18 protein-coding genes and 1 pseudogene are annotated in these 19713 nt (G+C 67.5%); 8 read left to right on the top strand and 11 right to left on the bottom strand.

Annotated features, from left to right (window positions below):
• Positions 1-9: 9 nt before the first annotated feature.
• Positions 10-5289, top strand: a complete 5280-nt coding sequence (locus VFZ09_RS21460) for a trifunctional serine/threonine-protein kinase/ATP-binding protein/sensor histidine kinase (RefSeq protein ID WP_329729501.1) — start codon at positions 10-12, stop codon at positions 5287-5289.
• 76 nt (positions 5290-5365) lie between these two features.
• On the opposite strand, the gene VFZ09_RS21455 is transcribed toward VFZ09_RS21460, so the two are convergent.
• From VFZ09_RS21455 to VFZ09_RS21445, 3 genes are all read right to left on the bottom strand, one after another.
• Positions 5366-5986: an SDR family oxidoreductase gene (locus VFZ09_RS21455; RefSeq protein ID WP_329729500.1), complete on the bottom strand. Its 621-nt coding sequence runs from the start codon at positions 5984-5986 to the stop codon at positions 5366-5368.
• 87 nt (positions 5987-6073) lie between these two features.
• Positions 6074-6598, bottom strand: coding sequence for a MarR family transcriptional regulator (locus VFZ09_RS21450; protein ID WP_329729499.1), 525 nt, complete (start codon positions 6596-6598; stop codon positions 6074-6076).
• Positions 6555-7091, bottom strand: coding sequence for an ester cyclase (locus VFZ09_RS21445; protein ID WP_329729498.1), 537 nt, complete (start codon positions 7089-7091; stop codon positions 6555-6557). Before VFZ09_RS21445 ends, VFZ09_RS21450 begins: the two co-directional genes overlap by 44 nt.
• 192 nt (positions 7092-7283) lie before the next feature.
• Between VFZ09_RS21445 and VFZ09_RS21440 the strand changes: the two genes are divergently transcribed.
• From VFZ09_RS21440 to VFZ09_RS21430, 3 genes are all read left to right on the top strand, one after another.
• Positions 7284-8102, top strand: a complete 819-nt coding sequence (locus VFZ09_RS21440; RefSeq protein WP_329729497.1) for a hypothetical protein — start codon at positions 7284-7286, stop codon at positions 8100-8102.
• Positions 8103-8246: 144 nt separating this feature from the next.
• Positions 8247-8834, top strand: coding sequence for an NADPH-dependent F420 reductase (locus VFZ09_RS21435; RefSeq protein WP_329729496.1), 588 nt, complete (start codon positions 8247-8249; stop codon positions 8832-8834).
• Between the two features lie 17 nt (positions 8835-8851).
• Positions 8852-9454, top strand: a complete 603-nt coding sequence (locus VFZ09_RS21430; RefSeq protein ID WP_329729495.1) for a TetR/AcrR family transcriptional regulator — start codon at positions 8852-8854, stop codon at positions 9452-9454.
• Positions 9455-9885: 431 nt separating this feature from the next.
• On the opposite strand, the pseudogene VFZ09_RS21425 reads toward VFZ09_RS21430, so the two are convergent.
• The 3 genes and pseudogenes from VFZ09_RS21425 to VFZ09_RS21415 form a co-directional block, all read right to left on the bottom strand.
• Positions 9886-10233, bottom strand: a pseudogene (locus VFZ09_RS21425) (DUF2019 domain-containing protein); the annotation flags it as partial.
• Complete coding sequence (locus VFZ09_RS21420; protein WP_329729494.1) at positions 10230-11705, bottom strand: ATP-binding protein; 1476 nt, start codon at positions 11703-11705, stop codon at positions 10230-10232. The pseudogene VFZ09_RS21425 and the gene VFZ09_RS21420, both read right to left, overlap by 4 nt.
• 127 nt (positions 11706-11832) lie before the next feature.
• Positions 11833-12042, bottom strand: a complete 210-nt coding sequence (locus tag VFZ09_RS21415; protein ID WP_329729493.1) for a hypothetical protein — start codon at positions 12040-12042, stop codon at positions 11833-11835.
• 612 nt (positions 12043-12654) lie between these two features.
• Between VFZ09_RS21415 and VFZ09_RS21410 the strand changes: the two genes are divergently transcribed.
• A complete protein-coding gene (locus tag VFZ09_RS21410) occupies positions 12655-12996 on the top strand; it encodes a VOC family protein (RefSeq protein WP_329729492.1) in 342 nt (113 codons plus the stop codon).
• A gap of 1 nt (position 12997) precedes the next feature.
• On the opposite strand, the gene VFZ09_RS21405 is transcribed toward VFZ09_RS21410, so the two are convergent.
• On the bottom strand, positions 12998-14611 hold the full coding sequence (locus VFZ09_RS21405; protein ID WP_329729491.1) for an alpha/beta hydrolase fold domain-containing protein: 1614 nt from the start codon (positions 14609-14611) through the stop codon (positions 12998-13000).
• A 719-nt stretch (positions 14612-15330) separates the two neighbouring features.
• Complete coding sequence (locus VFZ09_RS21400; protein WP_329729490.1) at positions 15331-15471, bottom strand: hypothetical protein; 141 nt, start codon at positions 15469-15471, stop codon at positions 15331-15333.
• A 269-nt stretch (positions 15472-15740) separates the two neighbouring features.
• Here VFZ09_RS21400 and VFZ09_RS21395 point away from each other — a divergent pair, with 269 nt between their 5' ends.
• Positions 15741-16331, top strand: a complete 591-nt coding sequence (locus VFZ09_RS21395) for a hypothetical protein (protein WP_329729489.1) — start codon at positions 15741-15743, stop codon at positions 16329-16331.
• Between the two features lie 6 nt (positions 16332-16337).
• Complete coding sequence (locus VFZ09_RS21390) at positions 16338-16535, top strand: ATP-binding protein (RefSeq protein ID WP_329729488.1); 198 nt, start codon at positions 16338-16340, stop codon at positions 16533-16535.
• A gap of 252 nt (positions 16536-16787) precedes the next feature.
• On the opposite strand, the gene VFZ09_RS21385 is transcribed toward VFZ09_RS21390, so the two are convergent.
• From VFZ09_RS21385 to VFZ09_RS21375, 3 genes are all read right to left on the bottom strand, one after another.
• Positions 16788-17141 carry a hypothetical protein gene (locus VFZ09_RS21385; protein WP_329729545.1) on the bottom strand — a complete coding sequence of 118 codons (354 nt, stop codon included), beginning with the start codon at positions 17139-17141 and terminating at the stop codon, positions 16788-16790.
• Positions 17141-18466 (bottom strand): hypothetical protein, encoded by a 1326-nt coding sequence (locus tag VFZ09_RS21380; protein WP_329729487.1) that lies wholly within the window; start codon positions 18464-18466, stop codon positions 17141-17143. Before VFZ09_RS21380 ends, VFZ09_RS21385 begins: the two co-directional genes overlap by 1 nt.
• Before the next feature lie 281 nt (positions 18467-18747).
• Positions 18748-19044 carry a DUF2381 family protein gene (locus tag VFZ09_RS21375; protein ID WP_329729486.1) on the bottom strand — a complete coding sequence of 99 codons (297 nt, stop codon included), beginning with the start codon at positions 19042-19044 and terminating at the stop codon, positions 18748-18750.
• 291 nt (positions 19045-19335) lie between these two features.
• Between VFZ09_RS21375 and VFZ09_RS21370 the strand changes: the two genes are divergently transcribed.
• A partial coding sequence (locus VFZ09_RS21370; RefSeq protein WP_329729485.1) for an immunity 26/phosphotriesterase HocA family protein occupies positions 19336-19713 on the top strand: 378 nt, incomplete at its 3' end.

The following is a 19713-nucleotide window of genomic DNA, read 5'->3' as shown; positions in this document are numbered from 1 at the left end:
ACTCCCCCCATGTTGAAGCTTCCAGGCTACACGCTCCGCCGTCCGGTCCGCGCCACTGACGCCAACATGCTGTTCCAGGCGGTGCGCGAGGCGGATGGCGCACCGGTCATCATCAAGACACCGGCGGGCCCCTTCGTGGGCCCACGCGAGGACGAGCGGTATCGCCGGGAGCACAGCATCCTGCGGCGGCTCCAGGGCGTGCGCGGCGTCACCCGGCCCCATGCTTGCGAGCGGGTCAACGACCGCCCCGTCCTGATCCTCGAGGAGGTTCACGGGGTGGCCCTCTCCGAGGCCGTGGGCAGACCCTTCGAGCTCGGCCGATTCCTCGAGCTGGCCGTCTCCCTGACCTCGACGCTGGCGGAGATCCACCTCCGGGGCGTCATCCACAAGGACCTCAAGCCCTCCAACATCATCGTCACGCCCACGGGAGAGCCGCGCATCATCGACTTTGGCGCCGCCACCCTCCAGCGGACCGAGCACGTGGACGCGGCGCCGAGCCACCAGCTCGAGGGAACGCTGGCCTACATGTCCCCGGAGCAGACCGGGCGCATGAACCGCGCGGTGGACTACCGCACCGACTTCTACTCGCTGGGCGTGACGTTCTACGAGCTGCTCACGGGAGTCCGGCCCTTCCAGGGGCGTGACGCGCTCGAGTGGTTCCATGCGCACATGGCCCAGCTGCCGAGGCCGCCACACGAGCTCGTCGCCAGCGTCCCGCCCGTGCTGTCCGCGATCGTGATGAGGTGCCTGGCCAAGGTGGCCGAGGAGCGCTACCAGAGCGCCGAGGGGCTGAGGCACGATCTCGCGGAGTGCGTGGAGGGCCTGCGCCGGGGCGCCCTCGAGCTCTTCGTGCTGGGCAAGCGGGACATCCCCAGCCGCTTCCAGCTCCCGCAGCGGCTCTACGGGCGCGACGCCCACGTCGCCACCCTGCTCCAGGGCTTCGAGCGAATCGTGCGCGGAGGCAGGCCCGAGCTCATCCTGGTCCGCGGCTACTCCGGCATCGGCAAGTCGTCGGTGGTCCACGAGCTGCACAAGCCCGTGGTTCAGCGGCGAGGGTTCTTCCTGAGCGGCAAGTTCGATCAGCTCCAGCGGGATGTGCCCTACGCCACCCTCGCCCAGGCCATCCGCGGGCTGGTGCAGCACCTGCTGGTGGGCACCGACGAGGAGGTGGCCCGGTGGCGTGAGCGCCTGCACGAGGCCCTCCAGGGCAACGGCCAGGTCCTCGTGGAGCTGGTTCCGCAGCTCGCGCTCCTCCTGGGCCCGCAGCCCGCGGTGCCGGAGCTCCCGCCCGCCGAATCGCAGCACCGCTTCAAGCAGGTCTTCCTCCGGTTCCTCGGCGTCTTCGCCACCGCCGAGCACCCGCTCGTCATGTTCCTGGACGATCTGCAATGGGCGGACCTGGCCAGCCTCCGGCTCCTCCAATCCCTGCTCACCGAGGAGGACGCGCCCCCGGTGCTGTGGATCGGCGCCTACCGGGACAACGAGGTCAGCCCCTCCCACCCGTTGATGATGACGCTCGGGGAGGTGCGCAAGGCGAACGTCGCGGTGACGGACCTCCAGCTCGAGCCGCTCAGCCGGGAGCAGCTCCAGGAGCTCGTGGGCGATGCGCTCCCGGGCGCGGGGGCGGAGCTCATCGTGCCCCTCTCGTCGCAGGTGCACGAGAAGACGGGCGGCAACCCGTTCTTCCTCCTCCAGTTGATGCAGACATTGCACCACGATGGACTCCTCAGCCGCACGCCCGGAGGGGGATGGCGGTGGGATGCCGAGGGCGTCCGGTCCAGGGGGTACTCCGACAACATCGTCGACTTCATGGCTCGCAACCTGCACCAGCTTCCCGCGAGCACCCAGCACCTGCTGCCCCTGGCGGCGTGCGTGGGCAACAGCTTCCCGCTCGGGATGCTGGCCCTCGTCTCCGGCCTGGAGACGGGCGAGGTGGAGCGGGGCCTCGAGCCGGCGCTCCAGGAGGGCCTGGTGGTGCGCAGCGCCTCGGAGCAGTACCGGTTCCTGCATGACCGCATCCAGCAGGCGGCGCACGCCCTCATCCCCGAAGGCGAGCGCAAGGCGCACCACCTGCGCATCGGGCGCCTGCTGCTGGAGCACCTGTCTCCCGAGGAGGTGCGCGAGAAGCTCTTCGAGATCGTGAGCCAGCTCAACACCGGCGTGGAGCTGATCAGCGACCCCGAGGAGCGCCACCGCCTCGCGCGCCTGAACGCCGAGGCGGGCTGGAAGGCCCAGGCCTCGAGCGCGCACGACTCGGCCGCCGCCTATCTCTCACTGGCCTTCACGCTCATCCCGGGCGATCCCTGGGAGACGGACCCCGCGCTGGCCTTCAAGGTGCAGTTCGATCAGGCGGGCAGCGAGCTCGTGAGCGGCAACTTCGCCCAGACGCTCCGCCTCCTGGAGGGGCTGCGCGCCCGGGCGCGGAGGCGGGTGGACATCGCCGCCGTCTACGGCCTGAGGCATGAGTTGCACCTCATCGCCGGAGAGCTCCAGGCCTCCGTCACCTGCCTGCTGGAGTGCCTGGCCCTGCTGGGCATGCCGATGGACCCCCATCCCTCCTGGGAGGAGGCCCTGGCCGCCCGGGAGGAGGTCCAGGCGCTGCTGGGAGCCCGTTCCATCGAGAGCCTCGTCGAGCTGCCGCTGATGACGGACGCGGACATGAAGCCGGTGATGAGCGTCCTGGCCCGCCTCTTCCCGTCCGCCTACCTCACCGACAACAACCTGCTCGTCCTCCATGTCTGCCGGCTGGTCTCCCTGAGCCTCCGCTACGGCAACACCAACGAGTCGGTGATCGCGTACAGCTCGCTCGGCGTGCTGCTCGGCCAGTTCTTCAAGAGCTATCAGGAGGGCCATGCCTATGGAATGCTCGCCTGCGCGCTCGTCGACCGGCACCACCTGACCCATGAGCGGACCCGGGCGCTCTTCAACCTGGAGATGATCAGCTACTGGTGCCGGCCCCTGGCCGTCGCACACGAGCACGCCCTGAGCGCCTTCCAGCACGCACTCCAGACCAACAACTACCTGTACGCCTGTTACATCGTGGGCCATGTCGTCTGGAACCGGCAGGCCATGGGACACCCCCTGGACGACGTCTACCAGGACGCGATCGTCCGGATGGACTTCATGCGCAAGACGGGCTTCGTGGGGGTGGTGGACACCACCCTCATCGTCCTGCGCTACCTGCAGACACTGCGGGGCCACTCGCCCACGTTCGGCACGCTGGATGGGGAGGGCTTCGACGAGAAGGCCCTCGAGGCCTCGCTGTCGCCGGCCCACATGAGCAGCATGGTGTGCCAGTACTGGCTCTCCAAGATGCAGGCGCGCTTCATGTGCGGCGCCTACGCGGAGGCCCGGGAGGCGGGGGACAAGGCGGCGGCGTTCATCTGGTCCTTCATCAGCATCATCCCGCGCCTGGACTTCTACCTCTTCCGCGCCCTGAGCCTGATCGCATGCTGCGAGGGAGCGGCGGAGCAGGAGCGGCAGCGGTACCTCGAGGCCGCCGAGGTGCACTGGCAACAGCTCGAGGAGTGGGCCGTCAACTGCCCCGAGACGTTCCGCGCGCTCGAGCGGCTGGTCTTCGCGGAGCTGGCCCGTGTCCGGGGCCGCCTGGAGCAGGCGCTCCCCACGTACGAAGAGGCCCTTCGCGAGGCCCGCGAGAACGGCTTCATCCAGCACGTGGCCCTCGTGTGCGAGCTGGCGGCGAACTTCTACCGCAAGCGGCAGGCCCCCTTCATCGCGGAGGCCTACGCGCACCAGGCCCGGGAGGCGTACGCGCAGTGGGGGGCTCACGGCAAGGTCAGGCAGCTGGACGCCCTGTGGCCGTCCCTGGTGGGCCTGGCGGCCCCCTCGAGCACCGCCACCACCACCTCCTCCTCGTCGGAGTCCCGGGAGATCGACGCGCTCGCCGTGGTCAAGGCGCAGCAGGCCGTCTCCAGCGAGATCGTCCTCGAGCGGCTGGTGTCCACGCTCATGCGGGTCGCCACCGAGAACGCGGGGGCCCAGCGGGGCGCCCTGCTGCTCCCGCGCGGTGACAGGCTCGAGGTCGTGGCCGACACGGAGAGCGCCGGGGCATCAGAGGCCACGCTGCCCTGGACGATCATCTCCTACGTCCGGCGCACGCACGAGCATGTGCTCATCGGCGACGCGGCGGCGCCCCACCCCTTCTCGGGAGAACCCTACCTGCAGCACAGCGGAGCCAGGTCCGTGCTCTGCCTGCCGCTGATGCGCCAGGAGTCCCTGTCGGGAGTGATGTACCTGGAGAACCGGTTCGCCTCCGGGGCGTTCACACCGGAGCGCATCACGCTGCTGGGGCAGCTCGCCTCGCAGGCCGCCATCTCCATCGAGAACGCACGGCTGTACGCCGAGCTCCAGCGCACCGAGGCCGCGCTGCGCTGCGCCAACGACGGGCTGGAGCGGCGGGTGGAGGAGCGCACGCGCGAGCTCAAGCAGGCGCAGGCCCAGTTGGTGGACACGGCGCGCGCTGCGGGCATGGCCGAGGTCGCCTCGGATGTGCTGCACAACGTGGGCAACGTCCTCACCAGCGCCGTCATCAACCTGGAGCAGATGCGCTCCTCGGTCGCGGCCTCGCGCTACGACCGGGCGGCTCAGCTCTCCGCCCTGCTCGAGGAGCACCAGGAGGATCTGGTGGGGTTCCTGACGCGTGACCCGCGTGGCCGCATCCTGCCGGACTACCTCCTGGCCCTCACCGAGGAGCTCGGCCAGGAGCGGACCCAGCTCCAGAAGAGCCTGAATGAGATGGGCCTGCACCTCGAGCACATCCACGCCATCATCCGGGTGCAGCAGGACTACGCCAAGACGTCCCTCATCCTCGGGGAGTGGGACCTCGCCCAGTTGATCGAAGACAGCCTGCGCTTCCAGATGGTCACGCTGCAGCGCCACGGCGTGTCCGTGACGCGCGAGCTCACCTCCGTCCCCAGGATGCAGGTGGACAAGCACAAGGTGCTGCAGATCCTCATCAACCTGCTCAACAACGCCAAGGACGCCATGGCCGAGCTCCCCGAGGGGCAACGTCACCTGTGCGTGCGGCTCACGGCGCAGGAGAACATGGCCCGGATCCAGGTGGTGGACAACGGCAAGGGCTTCACGCCGGAGCTGCGCAAGCAGCTCTTCGCGCTCGGCTTCACCACCCGCAAGGAGGGGCATGGCTTTGGCCTGCACTCGAGCGCGCTGGCGGCGCAGGCCATGGGGGGACGCCTGCTGCTGGAGAGCGAGGGTCCCGGCAAGGGCGCCACGGCCACGCTCGAGCTCCCCGTCTCGCCGTCCCGCTGACCGGGGTGCTGACGCTCGGCCGCATGCCGGGCCACCAGCCGCTCGTCGTCGAGCTGCCCCGGAGTGGCCAGGCGCGTCAATAGCCGATGGCCACGCCACAGCGCAGCCAGGTGCGCTCGGCGGCTTCCGCGACCATGAAGCGCGCCAGGTCGGCACGGGTAATCTCACTGCCACCGGGCACGCCCGCGTCGCGAGCGAGGCGGTACCCCCCCCGGGCCGGTCCATCGAGCAGCCTCGGCGGGCGGACGAGCGTCCAGTCGAGCCCGCTGGCCTTCACGTGCTCCTCGAGCCGCAGGTGGTCCGCATGCACGTGGCGGAGCAGATGACGGCCGATGAAGCGGAAGAACAGGGGCTCCGTGCCCGTGGGGGTGACCATGCCCGAGGTGATGGCCAGCAGGCGGCTCACGCCCTCGGCCCTCATCGCGGCGATGATGCTCGCCGTCCCCTCGGACATCACCGTGGTGGGTGACAGATCCCTCCCCGTCCCCAGCGCGGAGAGCACCGCGTCGGCGCCTGAAATGGCACGGCCCACCTGGGCGGGCTCCCGGAGCTCGCCGGACACCACCTCGATTCCCGGCAGGCCGGCCAGCGCCTCCGGGCGGCGGGCGAAGGCCCGCACCGTGTGACCTGACGCCAGGGCGGCGGCGAGCAGCTCCCGCCCCGTGGCTCCCGTGGCTCCGAAAACAGTGATGCGCATGTGTCTCCTCCGGCCCGGCCATGGGCGTGGCGGGCCTGCTTGAAATGCCTGGGGTGAAACGGGCCGCCCGGACTCGCGGCGGTGCCGTCAGCGGCGTCCGGGCGTCCGGCCAGGCCGGCGCGGGGGGACGCGGGTGGTGAGCGTCTCGACGCGCGCGGCGAACACCTCGAGCACCTGCGCGAAGGCGGCGAGCCGCTCATCCTCGAGCTCCCCCGTCAGCTCGCGCATCAGCGGCTCGAGCACCGCACGGCAGCGGGCCGCGGCCCCGGCGCCCTCCTCGGTGAGCACGACGCGGACCTCGCGGCGATCCTCCTTGGACGGACGGCGGGTGACGAAGCCCGCGCGCTCGAGCCGATCCACCAGCCGCGAGGTCCCCGCTTGATCCAACCGCAGGCTGGAGACCAGATCGGAGATCCTCCGCGGGCCGTCGGCCTCGAGCGCCGCGAGCACCTTCCACTGCGCCGCGGTGACCCCGAGGGGTGCGAGCACGCGATCCCCCAGCACCATCAGCCCGGCGCTCGCCTCGTGCAGCCGCCGGCCGAGCGTCCGCAGGGCCTGGCCTCGTACCTCAGTCCTCGACTCCGAGCTGCTTCTTGAGCGCGGGCGGTCCATGTCCCTCGGGAATCTCACCGAAGATGCGGCGGATCCGATCCTTCTCCACGTAATAGGTGAAGTACTCGGCGGGCAGATCGATCGTCCGGCCCGTGGGCCCCATCTTGGGCACCTCGTCGATAGGGTAGTCGAGAGGCCCGGTGTGCGTCCCGGTGAGGTACACCGCGATGGTGACGGCGTTGCCCTCCTCGCGGACCACCTGCTCGTTGAACTGGAAGTCGGGGAAGGCCGTCTTGCGCGCCTTGTGCATGTCCAGGCCATTCGGGCGGCCAATGGAGACCCAGAAGGGCATGCCCTTCATCTGCATCTCGAAGTCGTCGGCGAGGTGGGCCTCGGCCGTGACCCAGTCCCCCTGCTCCGCCGCGCGCAGGTGCGCTCGCACCAGCTCGGCCGGTGCGAGGGTGTTGCCCGCCCCCTCGGTGAGGGGCGCGGGCGGGGAGGCGCACGCGAACAACGCGGGGGCCAGCAGGGAGAGCAGGATGGGCAGGCGCATATCCATGTCATGACATGGAGTTGACCGGGAGACAAGGGGGGCATCCGACGGGCGGGGGAAGATCCGGCGCAACTTCCTCCCGCCACGTCCGACAATTCCCCTGCGAATCAGGATTCTTCGCGTCCGGGGAGACATCCCCCAACCAGAATGGAGGGCAGCATGCTCAGGCGTCTTGGTCAGGTGGGAGCTAGCATGGCGTTCGGTGTCGCGACGGAGGCGATGAACCGCCGGGTCAACGAGCGGGAGGGAGCCAAGGGGCAGGCCCCAGGCCCGATGAAGCAGGGCGCCGGTCTGCCCTCGGGCGCGGACGGTGGCTCCTCCTTCGAGCGCGGGGACACGAAGCTCTCGCGCCTGGCCGGCAACATCCGGCCCGACGCGCACGCCAACCCCTTGCAGGACGGGATGCAGGGCTTCCTCGAGAGCCGCCAGAAGGCGGTGTCCTCGGTGGCCAACGTGGGCTCCGCCGTGGTGAGCGGCAAGGTGGACCTGAAGGATTTCAAGGAGTCGATGACGCAGATGACGGACCAGGTGACGTTCAGCGCCAAGGCCGTCAAGGTGGCCGGCCAGGGCCAGCTCGATACCCGGGACGGGGTCCGCATCGCGGGCGCCGGAGCGAAGCATGCGGGCGAGAAGGCCCTGGCGGCGCTCGCCGAGGGCGATCCCCTGGCCGCGGCCAAGGGCCTGGCCGTGGCGACCAAATCCGGCGCCGAGGGCGCCTTCGCCACCGCTACCGTCTCCGACGCCGGCATGGGCACGCTCACGGAGGCCATCGACGCGCGCACCCGGCATGAGACGAAGAAGGTGCTCACCAGCGCGGCGCTCTCGACGGGCGCTGGCGTGCTCGCGGGGATGGTCAACCCCGGGCTCGGCCTGGCGGTCCGCACCGTGGGAGGGCTGGCCTTGGGTCATCAGATTGGCGAGGCCGCGGACAAGATTCACGGCGGCTCGCAGAAGGGCGAGGTGGGCGCGATGCGGGCCGAGTTCCGCAAGCTCGTCGAGGAGAAGGCCTGACGAGGCTCGAAGGCGCGGGCCAGGTGGCGGCAGCTCGAGAGCCTCACCACCCCGCAGCGGTACAGCTGGCTTGACTCCACTAGACGACCGGTCTACTAGTGAGCCCATCGGTGTTGGATGAAATCCACCGAGCGGGAGAGACACGTGAAGATCGGCATCCTCGGCAGTGGCAACGTCGCCAAGAAGACCGCAGCGCTGTTCATCCGGGCCGGGCACGGCGTGCTGTTGGGGGAACGCGGCACGTTCTCCCAGGCCGCCGAGTACGGGGAGGCCGTGCTGATCGCGCTCCCGTACCTGGCGTGCAAGGAGGTGCTGCCGGCGCTGCGCCCGGCGCTCGCCGGGAAGATCGTCATCGATGCGACCAATCCCCTCAACCCGGACTGGTCCCCGGTGCTGCTGGGTGAGGAGAACTCGGCGGGAGAAGAGATCGCCCGTCTGCTCCCGGAGTCCCGGGTGGTGAAGGCCTTCAACACCGTCTTCGCCGATTCCATGTTCCCCGAGAAACTCAACCGGGGAGGCCTGCCGGCCGCTGGGTTCCTCTGCGGAAATTCCGCCGATGCCAACACCACCGTTGCCCGGCTACTCCAGGAGCTCGGCTTCGCTCCCATCGACGCCGGACCGCTGCGGTGTGCGCGGTACCTCGAGGCGATGGCCCATTTGAACATCCAGCTCGCCGTGGGCATGAGCGGAGGAACCGATGCCGTGTTCCTCTATCATCAGAACAAGGCCTGAAGACCCGGGAGTCGACGATGAGCGGAACAGGGACCCGGCAAAAACTCCTGCACGAGGGGCTGCGGCTGCTGCTGCGTGAGGGATACTCCGCCACCGGAATCAAGCGCATCGTCGACGCCGCCGATGTCCCCAAGGGCTCCTTCTACCACTTCTTTCCTGACGGAAAGGAGGACTTCGCCCTGGGCGTGGTCGAGCTGTACGCCGAGCTCGCCGCGCAAACCCGCCGGGAGCTGCTGCTGGAAGGAGCGGGTCCGCCGCTGCAGCGGCTCCGGCGGTATTTTCTCCACTACGCCGCGTATTTCGAGGGAGTGGGTTTCCGGGAAGGATGCCTGCTCGGCAACCTCAGCGCCGAGGTGTCGGATGTGAGCGACAACCTGCGCGCGAAAATCCAGTCCGCCTTCGCGGCGTGGGAAGTGGACCTCGAGCAGGTGGTTCGCGAGGCGATGGACAAAGGCGAGGTACGGCCATTGGATTCCCCCAGGCGCATCGCCCGGCATCTCATCCACGGCTGGGAAGGCGCCCTGCTGAGGATGAAGGCGGAAAAGAACGCCACGGCGATGGATGACTTCATCGCCATGACGTTCGACGCCTGGCTCACGGGGCTCGAGGCGCAGGACTGATGGCGTGCCGTAGCGGTGGACGAGCCGGGGTGTAGGCAGTGGGGACCGGACGAGGAGCTGCTCGTGGCGTCACCACTGGAGGCCCCTGGCGCCGCGCGAGCGCGTCGACAGCCACCGGTACCAGGTCGTCTGCCCCCGGTGGGCATACCAGCGCAGCCGCCGCGTGTCTCATCCGCCAGCGCCCTGGTGGCCTCCACCGGGCCCGAGCTACGCCTGCCGTGCCCTGGTGACCATCAACACCCTGGGGGCGCCTCCACCGGCCCGAGCTTCGCCTGCCCGGTTCTAGCGCGCTCTTCTCAAGATCAACCGTCGGGCTTGTCCCGCTTGCTCCCCCTCCGTCTGTCGGTAGTGCCGCGCCCCGTGCGTGGTCGGCTGCGCTGGCTGGGCCGTGCTGGGCCAGGCGCTTCTGGCTGCCCCGCAGCATCCTCGGCAGGGTCCAGGGCCCACGTGCCGCTTTCCCAATTCTTCAATACTAACGAAGCCTCAAAGGGAATCATCCCCACACCCTTCGCCGCCTCTTCCAGTATCGCTCGGGCCTCTGCTGTCCGGTATCGGAGCAAATACGCAGCCGCCGACACTCGAACATCCATGCGGGGGTGCGTAAACAGCACAGTGAGCGCATTGCGCCCGGCATCACCATGTGCGACCAATCTGTCGAATGCGGCAATGTATCTCTTGGCGTGCTTGTTGCCGGTCTTCGAGTCACCTTTCCAGATTGAATCCGTCTGTGCAGCCACGTTCTCGGCAAACTCCGCAACGAGCTTCTCAATATCAGTCACCGGATACCTCCGGCAATGTTCTTGATGGCCAACAAGCCGAACTCGCGCTGTGCCTCATAGGACTGGGTACCAAGCCACTCCCGCACTGTCAGCGCTTTTGAGTTCGTGATCCTTGGCTTGATTGCGGAGTAAAAAGCGCTCACCTTGTCGTGCAGCGCCTTATCCAACGCAATAACGTTTTCAGTGTTGTGCAGGGCTTCTCCGCCAAACCGCTTCGCGTTGCCCGGAGTCTGCTCCACGATGTGATGCCATTCCTTTCCGGGGCCTGCCTTTCCCATTGCCGACTTAAAACCACCGTACGATCCCCACGCCCTGTGTCCATTGGGGAGGAGCTTACCCCGAGTCGGGGCAGGACTCCCAGCGGCAACGCCCCGGGCAGCCATGGCCACGGCATGAGGCGCCAACACCACGCGAATCGTCCCCTCTGGCACAGAGACAATCAGGCGCTCGGCTCCGGTTGCCGTCTCCAGCAGGCCCAAGCCGGTGCTAGCCCCGACCCTCTCCGACGCTTGCGCGAATCCGGGGAGCTTCGGGGCCTTGGAAGCAAGGGCTACCGTTTCACCGATGGCCGCCGTCCCAACGATGACGAGAATCCGCACACTGTTAGGACCGATGACGCGCCCGAAACGCTCGCCAATTTCGCGCAACTCCGCAAAGGTAGAGGCCCGGGGTGCGTCCTCGTAAAGCTGCGCATAGGCCCGCAACAGGTCGAAGAATTCATAACCGAGATAACCCCACAGGGCGGCACTAAACACCAGGGCCGCGCCCTTTGTTACCGGCTCGGGCACTGGCGCCAACAGCAGCGCCATATAAACCGTGATGCTCATGCTAATCATCGCGAGCATTCGCGTAGGGTCGAGCATGGCCCGCACTTCCGCGTTTACGCCTTCCAGGGCAGGACCCACCGCCTGGGCGAGTGCAAGGCTTCGCTTGTCGTCATCCTGAATGCGGGGCCCGTCTTCAAACAGCGTCAGGCAATCCCCTGGCGTGCCGCACCGCTCGTAGTGGCGCAGGCGGCGGTCCAGTGCGCGGCTGGTGTCCTGGGCACCCAGGTCGAGCAGCAACTGGGAGGCGGTGACGAAGAGAGCGGAGTGCCCCTTGAGGACGGCCTGGTGGGCGATGTTCTGCGCGATCATCGTCTTGCCCAGTCCCTGCGGCGCGACGATGACGACGTTGCGCGCGCCCTCCAGGAAATCCAGGCGCAAGGCGGACTCGACGGCCTCGCGGTCAATCTTCCTGGGCCATCCCCAGTCGTAGTCCGCCATGGGCTTGAAGCGGCCAAGACGGCTGCGAGACAGGCGCCGCTCGAGACTTCTGCGGCCCCGCTCCTTCTGCTCCTCGTCGGCCAGGTGCTCCAGCAGCTCGGTAGCACCCCACCTGGCCTTCGTGGCGCGGGCGATGAGGTCCGAGAGGCCCTGGGAGGTGGCGTGCATCCCGAGGGAGGCCAGGCGGTCAGCGAGTGGAGTGGTCATCGGAGGAGTCCTTGTCGAGGAGGCTGGCGTTGGAGGCGAGGGAGTGGGGGCGGGTGCGTGAGGCGGCGATGCGCGGGTCATCCGGAGTACAGTCGGCGCACCTCCGCCTCCACCTGCGTGTCCACCGTCACGGCAACCCTCCCACCGGCGGCGCCTCGCGCAGCGCGTGCATGTCCTCGAAGTCACCCAGGCCGTGCACCTCGGCGGCCATGCGCTTGTCCCGTGGCGCGACGAGCTGCACGTCGTAGAAGAGGCCTCGCATGCCCACGCCACGTGCGTCGGTCAATCCCAGCCAGTACGAAACGGCCGTGGCGTTGGCACACAGCACAACGCGCAACGGCGTCCATCCACAGCGCCAGTCCTTCCAGCAGCGTCGTCACCGCCCGGCCGTGGCGCAGGTGCGTCAACGGGGGCAGTACCGCCCTCAGCTTCTCCTCCGGGCCGTGCGTCAGCAACAGGCGCGTCTGCGTGGCCGAGGGCCACAGCAGCAGCGAGGGGCAATCCATGCTCAATCTCCACGCCGGCTCGCTCGAGCGCACCGCCCATCGGTGCGCTCGGCTCGCCCGGCGCCGCGCACTCCACAGCAGATGGAGGTGACTGCGAAGGTGGATCCGTCACGCCGCACCTGGTGCGTCGGCTCAGACGCCGCCTGTAGGCGCGTTGCCGGTCGCGGTGGTCCAACCGCCCCTCCTCGCTGCGCTGATGTCGGGCCCTGGCCGCACGTACCACCCGCTGGCGGCCGGCCTCGCGGCACTCCGGGCCGCAGTAGGCCTGGCCCAGATAGCAGGAGGGGCAAATGAAGAAGACCCTGAGACACCAGGAGCAACGCTCCTCGAGAAGAAGCTCCACGTCCGCACACTCCGAGCGGACGGGCAGGAACTTGACGGAGCTGCGCAGCGGCGGCAGGCACTCATGCCGCCAGCCGACCGCAACACTCCGGAGGGCTCGGGTGGCACAGACCCGGGCCCTCTCTTTGCTTGGCCTGAAGGTGCTCGGCTCGTTCACCGGACATGCCGGCTACGACGGCGTGATGCTCGGCCTGCCCGACGCAGGCGTTCATCTGGAGCTCACGCACCATGAGCAGGGCAGCCCCGGAGAGGCACCGTCACGTGACAACCTGCTCGTCCTCTACATCCCCGAGCGCGCGGCTCTCGCACGAATCGTCGCGCGCCTGTTCTCGATGGGGTACCCGGAGGTGGAGCCCGCAAACCCCTACTGGAAGGGGCGTAGCACGACGATCGCCGATCCCGACGGCTGGCGCGTCGTGCTCTTCGATGGCGTCTGGGCGTGACTCAGGGCACGACGCCATGCTGGCGGTACCAGTCCCGCACCCGTGCCAGCATGGTGGGGTCCAGCGCCATCTGCTCATGGGTGTAGCCCGGGTAGACGTGGAACACGTGAGGCGTTCCGCTGGCGGTGAGGATCGAGTCCAGCGTCTGGTCCTGGGAGATGTGGACCACGGTATCGGCGTCACCGTGGTGGAGCTGGTACGGCGTGCGGATCTGCTCGGCCACCGGGCGTTTGGTCGCATTGACACCGTCGCTCACGCCTCCGGCGGTATGCGAGGCCGCGCGGAAGTCCGCCGGATGGGTCCCCAACAGCTGGCCGGTGACGAAGGCCCCCATGCTGTGGCCATGCGCCGTCACCCGGGAGAAGTCGGCCTGGCCTACGCAGGAGAGCAGGTCGCGCGTCTTGTGAGCGCGCAGCACGTTCTCGGGCGAGGCTCCATCGGCCCCGGCCGGCTCCGTGCCCGCCGCGTCAGCGGCGTGGGTATACGTGGTGCCGATGGCAACCATTCCCCACGGAGTCATGGTCTTGGCCACGTTGGCCGAGTAGCCGCGCGCCGTGCCGCCCTTGCCGTGGCTGATGACCACCGCCGGGAATGGCCCCGTACCGATGGGCTTGAACAGGATTCCCCTGAGCACGTAGCGCACGCCCTGGTCCGTGGAATCATAGGTCCAGGTCGCGCCGGTGGTGGACGTCGGGTTGCCCGTGAGCACGAACTTCGAGCAGTCCGCCTGGGGCGTGGAGGGCGCGGTGGAAGGGGGGAGCACGGCGTCCAGGAAGGCGGCGGAGGTGTCCTGCACCGGAGTGCTGAGCCACGGCGTCCCCCCATGGCCCGCCCCCACGACCCTGCGCTGGAGCACGCAGCCCTCCGCTTGCTGCATGGAGGAGGATAGCAGGGTGCTCTGCGCGGCCGGGACGACGCAGTCCGCGGAGCCGTGCAGGATGAGCATGGGAGGAGCGCTGGCGCTCACGTAGGTGATCGGGTTCGCACGCTGCACCGCGCTCGCGCAACCGGCGGTGCCGACGGTGCAGCCCAGCAGCTGGCTCTCGGCCGAGTCCGGCTGGCTGTGGCTCGCCGAGCCGGCGCTGCATCCCTGCGCCAGCAACTGCGCGTCCATCCGGGCGAAGTCGGTGGGGCCGTACCAGTCGATCACGGCCTGCACGGCGCTGGAGAACCCGGCATTGCCCTGGGAGAGATCTTCCAGCTCGGCGACCCCGTTGCTGGTGGCCGCGAGCGCGGCCAGGTGGCCGCCCGCGGAGCTGCCGAAGGTGGCGAAGCGCTGCGGATCCAGCCCATGGCTGGCGGCGTTGGCGCGAAGGAAGCGGATGGCCGCCTTGACGTCATGGATCTGCGCCGGGAAGGGGGCCGTGGTGCTCAGCCGGTAGTCGATGGAGGCCACCGCGTAGCCGCGGCACACCAGCCGCCGGGCCTGCTCCACGTTCAGCCGGGAGCCGCTGCGCCAGCCGCCACCGTGGATCCAGATGACGGTGGGAAAGGGGCCGCTGCCCGTGCTCGGGCGGTAGAGATCGAGCAGGTGGCTGCTGCCGCTGGCATACGCCAGCGTGGTGGGGGCGGCGGTGGCATCGGCGCAACTGGGGGCGGTGCTCGTATCCGGCACGAGATCTCCGCTGGGCAGTCCTGCCGCAGGGCAGGCCGCCATGAGCTCCGCCGCGCCTGGCGACAGCTCGGAGGGGCGCGCGCTTGCCGCGCTTCTGCTCCCGCTCCCGTCGCCACAGGCCGCGAGCATGAGGAGCGCAACCCCTGCACCCAAAACCGAACGACTCGAGCTGACGTGTCTCACGGTGCTGCCTCCGTGGATATTCATTAAAAGCTGCTTAAGCGGCAATGCGAGTATTGATCATCGGGGTCAGGTTGGCAATCCTCCTTCAGTCTCTGGGCGCCTGATGCGTGGGGCTCGGGTACGGGGTTGTCGCCCTGGGCCCACGGGCAGGCAGGGAGAGCATGGTCAGAACGACCAGGACTCATCCCGCGAGCACCTGCCTCTTCATCATTGTTACCGCGCACGCTTGTTGATGGAGATTTGGACCGGCTGGTTGATAGCCACATCCGCCGGGTTGTGGCCCGCGCCTGCAAGACCCTGCGGATCAAGCCGGTGCATTTCGGGGAGTACCGGCACAGCTTCGTTACCTGGGCATCGGAGTGCGGGCAGGAGGTAAGGCCCAATGCGGGAGGGCTGCCGCTGTCTGCGATTGCCGCTGTCGTCGGGCACCACTCCGCAAACACAACCAAGCGTTTTTTATGACAACGTGAAGGTGCCCCCGATGATCAAGATTCCGATCAAGCTGGAGCATCCCGAGGATCCGGCATACCTGCCGGTCAGGCTTGCCGAATCAGCTTGAGGATCGCGTCCTTCTCCGCCCGCCCGGTTGACTGCTGGGCGGGTTGCCGCTTGCGCTTGGGGGCAGGCTCGCGGGCGAAGCACTCTTGAAGTGCTTCGATGCTGTCCAGGGTGCTCATGGCGACCTTGCCCACCTTGGGAGCACGGCGCAGCGCCCCCGAGCGCAATAGCTCGAAAATCCGAGAGCGCCCGCAGCCGAGAAGGGCCTTGCGCGGCATCAATCGAGATGGCGCGGGCCGCTTGAACCGGGGCTGCGTTGGCGATCCGGTTCTGCATGTCTCCGACCATCGCGCGCAGCTTGCACAACTCGGCGTAAATCTCCCGCAGCAGGTGGGGCTCGGCTCCGCTGTCCGGTGCAGGGGTTGGGGTTGGCTGGGGTTCGTCCTGAATGGCCGCCGAATCAGACGGCGCGGACAGGAAGACCCTCCTACGTCTGCTGATTGAGAGAGTGGACGTCACCGCGCACGACGACAGCGAGAGGGTGGACGTCGTGGTGCATTGGGCCGGTGGCCAGCAGACACGCACCCAGATGGCACGTCCCGTGGGACGGCTGAACCAGCTCGCCCGCCACAAGGAACTCCTCGAGCGCATCCGCATCCTGCGCAGGCAGGGCCTCACCGTCGAGCAGATTGCCGAAGCGCTCAACCAGGAGGGCTGGAAGACGCCCACCCAGCGCAGCCCCTTCAACGAGCGCCTGGTGCGCGCCATGGTGCACCGCCACGGCGCGCCTGTACGAGGCCCGCGTCCCGTGCCCAGCACCGCTCCAGATGCATGGTGGCTGGCCGATCTGGCGCGCGAGTTGAACATGCCCGTCATTACTCTCTACGGATGGATACGTCGTGGCTGGCTGAAGAGTGAGAGCGTGAAGGGCCAACGTGTCGCTTACGCGGATCGCAAGGAACTCGCGCGCCTGAAGAAGCTGCGCGAGCGGCAGCTGCGCTTCCGGCCCGCGACCCGGACGAAGGAAAGCCGAGCGTGACTGGAGGTGCATTGTGGATGGTCGAAGACCACGAATCTGGCGTTTTCGGACTGGCCGACCATTTTTCCCAACGCCGCGTGCGCCACCGCGCTGATTGACCGCGTCATCCACCACGCGGACGTCCTCGCTATCGAAGGCGAGAGCTACCGCCGCCGCGAGGCCGAGGAGGCCGCGACGACCAGGAAGGCGAAGTCCAAGCGCTGAGCCTCACCTCGGACCGGGATGCCGGAGCCCCGGCACTCCTCCGGCGTCCCGGTCCAAATTTCCGCGCTTCCTCGTGAACGCCAACAGGCCGCCACCGGCCCGAGGTGTCCACCGTGGCTGCCGGGCTACCCTGGTGGCCTCCCCCGGCCCGAGCTTCGGCTGCCCGGCCCTGGTGGCCTCCAACCGGCCCGAGGTGCCCACCGTGGCTGCCTTCGGGTTTGGAAGGAGACACCGGGCAAGCGACTCTAATTTCTAATCAACGTCCAAGCTCCAAGTGCCCTCATCCCAATACTTCAACGCCTGGGATGCCTCAAAAGGAATCAAACCTTCACCCTTAGCGGCTTCCCTAAGAACGGGCAAGGCTTGTTCCGGCCTATCGCCAAGCAAGAAGCCTGCCGCGTAGACTCGCACATCCATGCGTGAGTGCGTCAACAGCCGTGCAAGTGCATCCCGTCCAGCCTCGCCATGGTCGCGTAGCTTCTTATAGGCGGCTATGTATCGCTTCGCTTCCTTGTCTCCTCCCTTGCCACGGTCGCCACGCATGATCGCATCTGTCTGTGCAGCCACGTTTCGGGCAAACTCCTCCACTATACTCTCCAAGTCCATCACCAAACCCCGTTCTTGATGTTCTCTATCGCAAGCAAACCAAACTCCCTCTGCGCCTCGTAGGATTGAGTGCCAAGCCAATCTCTTACAGCAAGCCTTGTTGATTTGGTGATGAAAAATCGAATTCTTGAGTAAAAAGCACTCACCTTGTCGTGCAGCGCCTTATCCATCGCAATGACGTTTTCAGTGTTGTGCAGCGCTTCTCCACCAAACCGCTTCGCGTTGCCCGGAGTCTGCTCTACGATATGATGCCATTCCTTTCCGGGGCCCGCCTTCCCCATAGCTGACTTGAAGCCACCAAACGACCCCCACGCCCTGTGTCCGTTCGGCAGGAGCTTACCCCGACTCGGCGCAGGACTCCCAGCACCAACGCCCCGGGCGGCCATCGCCACGGCATGAGGCGCCACCACCATGCGGATCGTCCCCTCGGGCACAGAGATAATAAGGCGCTCGGCTCCGGTTGCCGTCTCCAGCAGACCCAAGCCGGTGCTAGCCCCGACCCTCTCCGACGCTTGCGCGAATCCGGGCAGCTTCGGGGCCTTGGAAGCAAGGGCCACCGTTTCACCGATGGCCGCCGTCCCAACGATGACGAGAATCCGCACACTGTTAGGACCGATGACACGCCCGAAACGCTCGCCAATTTCGCGCAACTCCGCAAAGGTAGAGGCCCGGGGCGCATCCTCGTAAAGCTGCGCATAGGCCCGCAACAGGTCGAAGAATTCATAACCAAGATAGCCCCATAGGGCGGCGCTAAACACCAGGGCCGCGCCCTTGGTTATCGGCTCGGGCACTGGCGCCAGCAGCAGCGCCATATAAACCGTGATGCTAATGCTCAGCATTGCGAGCATTCGCGTAGGGTCAAGCATGGCCCGCACTTCCGCGTTTACGCCTTCCAAGGCAGGGCCCACCGCCAAGGCTAGCGCAAGGCTTCGCTTGTCGTCATCCTGAATGCGGGGCCCATCTTCAAACAGCGTCAGGCAATCCCCTGGAGTGCCACACCGCTCGCAAAAATGCACATAAGACCGGGCCAGGTCTGATTGCCACGCTTCGCCACTCAAGGGCGCGGAAGCCAACGCCAGCCTACGGCCGACATACAATGGCTGACGGGACGCGGCCACCCGAAGCGGCATGTTGAGCCAAAGCGTTGTCATGGCCGCCGAAAACTCGGCGTCACTTACCTGCACAGGCGCGAAGTCCGTGGGCAGCTTGGCAAAGAGTGCCTCTCCCTGCTGGCCCCCATCCTCGGCTTCCTCGGCTTCTGACTCCAGCGCCCACGGCTCGGGCGAATCGCGCGGCACGGGTGGACGGTAACGGGAAGCCGTCAACCCTCCACCCATGGGGGCCCCCGTGGCGCACGCTGTAACCAGCATCAGCGCCGCCAGCGCCAGCGCACCCGCGCGCTGGGGCCGCCGTATGTCAACGGGGCGAGTATCGACAGAATGCCTAGACATTGCCGCACCTCTCCGGGCGAGCCGCCCGAGCTGGAATCCCAAACCCGTCGATTACAGAAAGCGGCTGACAGCCAGGTCAAGCCGTCGGGTCTGGTAAGGTGCTGAAAACCCATCGGGTAGGTTGGTTTTCCCTCCCGCCGGATGGGGTGGCGGCACTACTCGCGCGCCGCGCCTTGCTTCCCAGCTTGCTCCCCAGCCGGGAAGGTGACGTTCCCGAGGGTGACGGTGCGGGGCCCTTGCGCCTCCCACAGTTTGAGGGTGCAGGGGCAGGCGAGTTGCCCCGGCTCCCGCTCGGCGCCCACCACGACAAAGCCCATTGCGCCGGGGGCAATGGCCGACACCTGCCACGCGGAAAGCTCCACCTCCTCCGCGCCCGTCGCGTCCTTCAACACCGCCCCCGCCACCGTCCAGGGTTCGGCGCCAGGGTTTAGGAGTTGAAGCCTTACCGCCATGCCTCCCGGGAGGGTTACGCCTTGGCGCTGGCTGTAGCTTCGGGGTACGCGTTCACGGGTCAGGCTACTCGATGGCCCACCTATTGGGGTAGGGCAGCCGAGCAAGAGCAACATCATGGACCAGCGATTGGCTGATTCACGATTTTGCTCTGGCGTCGGCGCCATGCATTGCTTTGCAAGTGTCCGAAATCAGGGGCTTTCCTCTCCTTGGCCAGACCCGTGAACGCGTACTTTCACGAAGCCGCCACGGAGTTGTGGGGCCTCCTTCACCCATACACGGGGTATTAGCAGATGCCGCGCCTCTACAAGCCCGGGTCGTTCTTGAGAATTCCTCTCGCAGACGGCTCCTTTGGCTACGGCCGGGTGCTGAAGATGCCGCATGATGCCTATTACGATTACAGGACCGACACTCCGGATTCTGACCTGGACCGGATTGCCTCCATGCCCATCCTTTTCAAGATGGCTGTCCGCCACATGAACGAGAGGGGGTGGGAAGTCATCGGGTGGAGGAAGCTGGAAGAGCCGTTTTCTCAACCCATCGTTCAGTTCATGCAGGACCGGGGGAACTTCCGCGACTGCTTGATCTTCGACACCGCCGGCAATGAGAGACGTGCGGAACCGCAAGAGTGCATCGGGCTCGAGCGCGCCTCTGTTTGGGAAGAGGTGGGG

This window comes from Archangium sp. (genome assembly GCF_036277355.1).
Lineage (GTDB): Bacteria > Myxococcota > Myxococcia > Myxococcales > Myxococcaceae > Archangium.
This window is presented reverse-complemented; position numbering and strand designations above follow the sequence as displayed.

Excerpts from the sequence above, each read along its gene's own strand:
- VFZ09_RS21445 (WP_329729498.1), bottom strand. The coding sequence starts at position 7,091 with ATGCGCCTGCCCATCCTGCTCTCCCTGCTGGCCCCCGCGTTGTTCGCG.
- VFZ09_RS21450 (WP_329729499.1), bottom strand. The coding sequence starts at position 6,598 with ATGGACCGCCCGCGCTCAAGAAGCAGCTCGGAGTCGAGGACTGAGGTA.
- VFZ09_RS21375 (WP_329729486.1), bottom strand. The coding sequence starts at position 19,044 with ATGGCGGTAAGGCTTCAACTCCTAAACCCTGGCGCCGAACCCTGGACG.
- VFZ09_RS21440 (WP_329729497.1), top strand. The coding sequence starts at position 7,284 with ATGGCGTTCGGTGTCGCGACGGAGGCGATGAACCGCCGGGTCAACGAG.
- VFZ09_RS21400 (WP_329729490.1), bottom strand. The coding sequence starts at position 15,471 with ATGAGCACCCTGGACAGCATCGAAGCACTTCAAGAGTGCTTCGCCCGC.
- VFZ09_RS21395 (WP_329729489.1), top strand. The coding sequence starts at position 15,741 with ATGGCCGCCGAATCAGACGGCGCGGACAGGAAGACCCTCCTACGTCTG.
- VFZ09_RS21460 (WP_329729501.1), top strand. The coding sequence starts at position 10 with ATGTTGAAGCTTCCAGGCTACACGCTCCGCCGTCCGGTCCGCGCCACT.
- VFZ09_RS21420 (WP_329729494.1), bottom strand. The coding sequence starts at position 11,705 with ATGACCACTCCACTCGCTGACCGCCTGGCCTCCCTCGGGATGCACGCC.
- VFZ09_RS21385 (WP_329729545.1), bottom strand. The coding sequence starts at position 17,141 with ATGGACTTGGAGAGTATAGTGGAGGAGTTTGCCCGAAACGTGGCTGCA.
- VFZ09_RS21455 (WP_329729500.1), bottom strand. The coding sequence starts at position 5,986 with ATGCGCATCACTGTTTTCGGAGCCACGGGAGCCACGGGGCGGGAGCTG.
- VFZ09_RS21430 (WP_329729495.1), top strand. The coding sequence starts at position 8,852 with ATGAGCGGAACAGGGACCCGGCAAAAACTCCTGCACGAGGGGCTGCGG.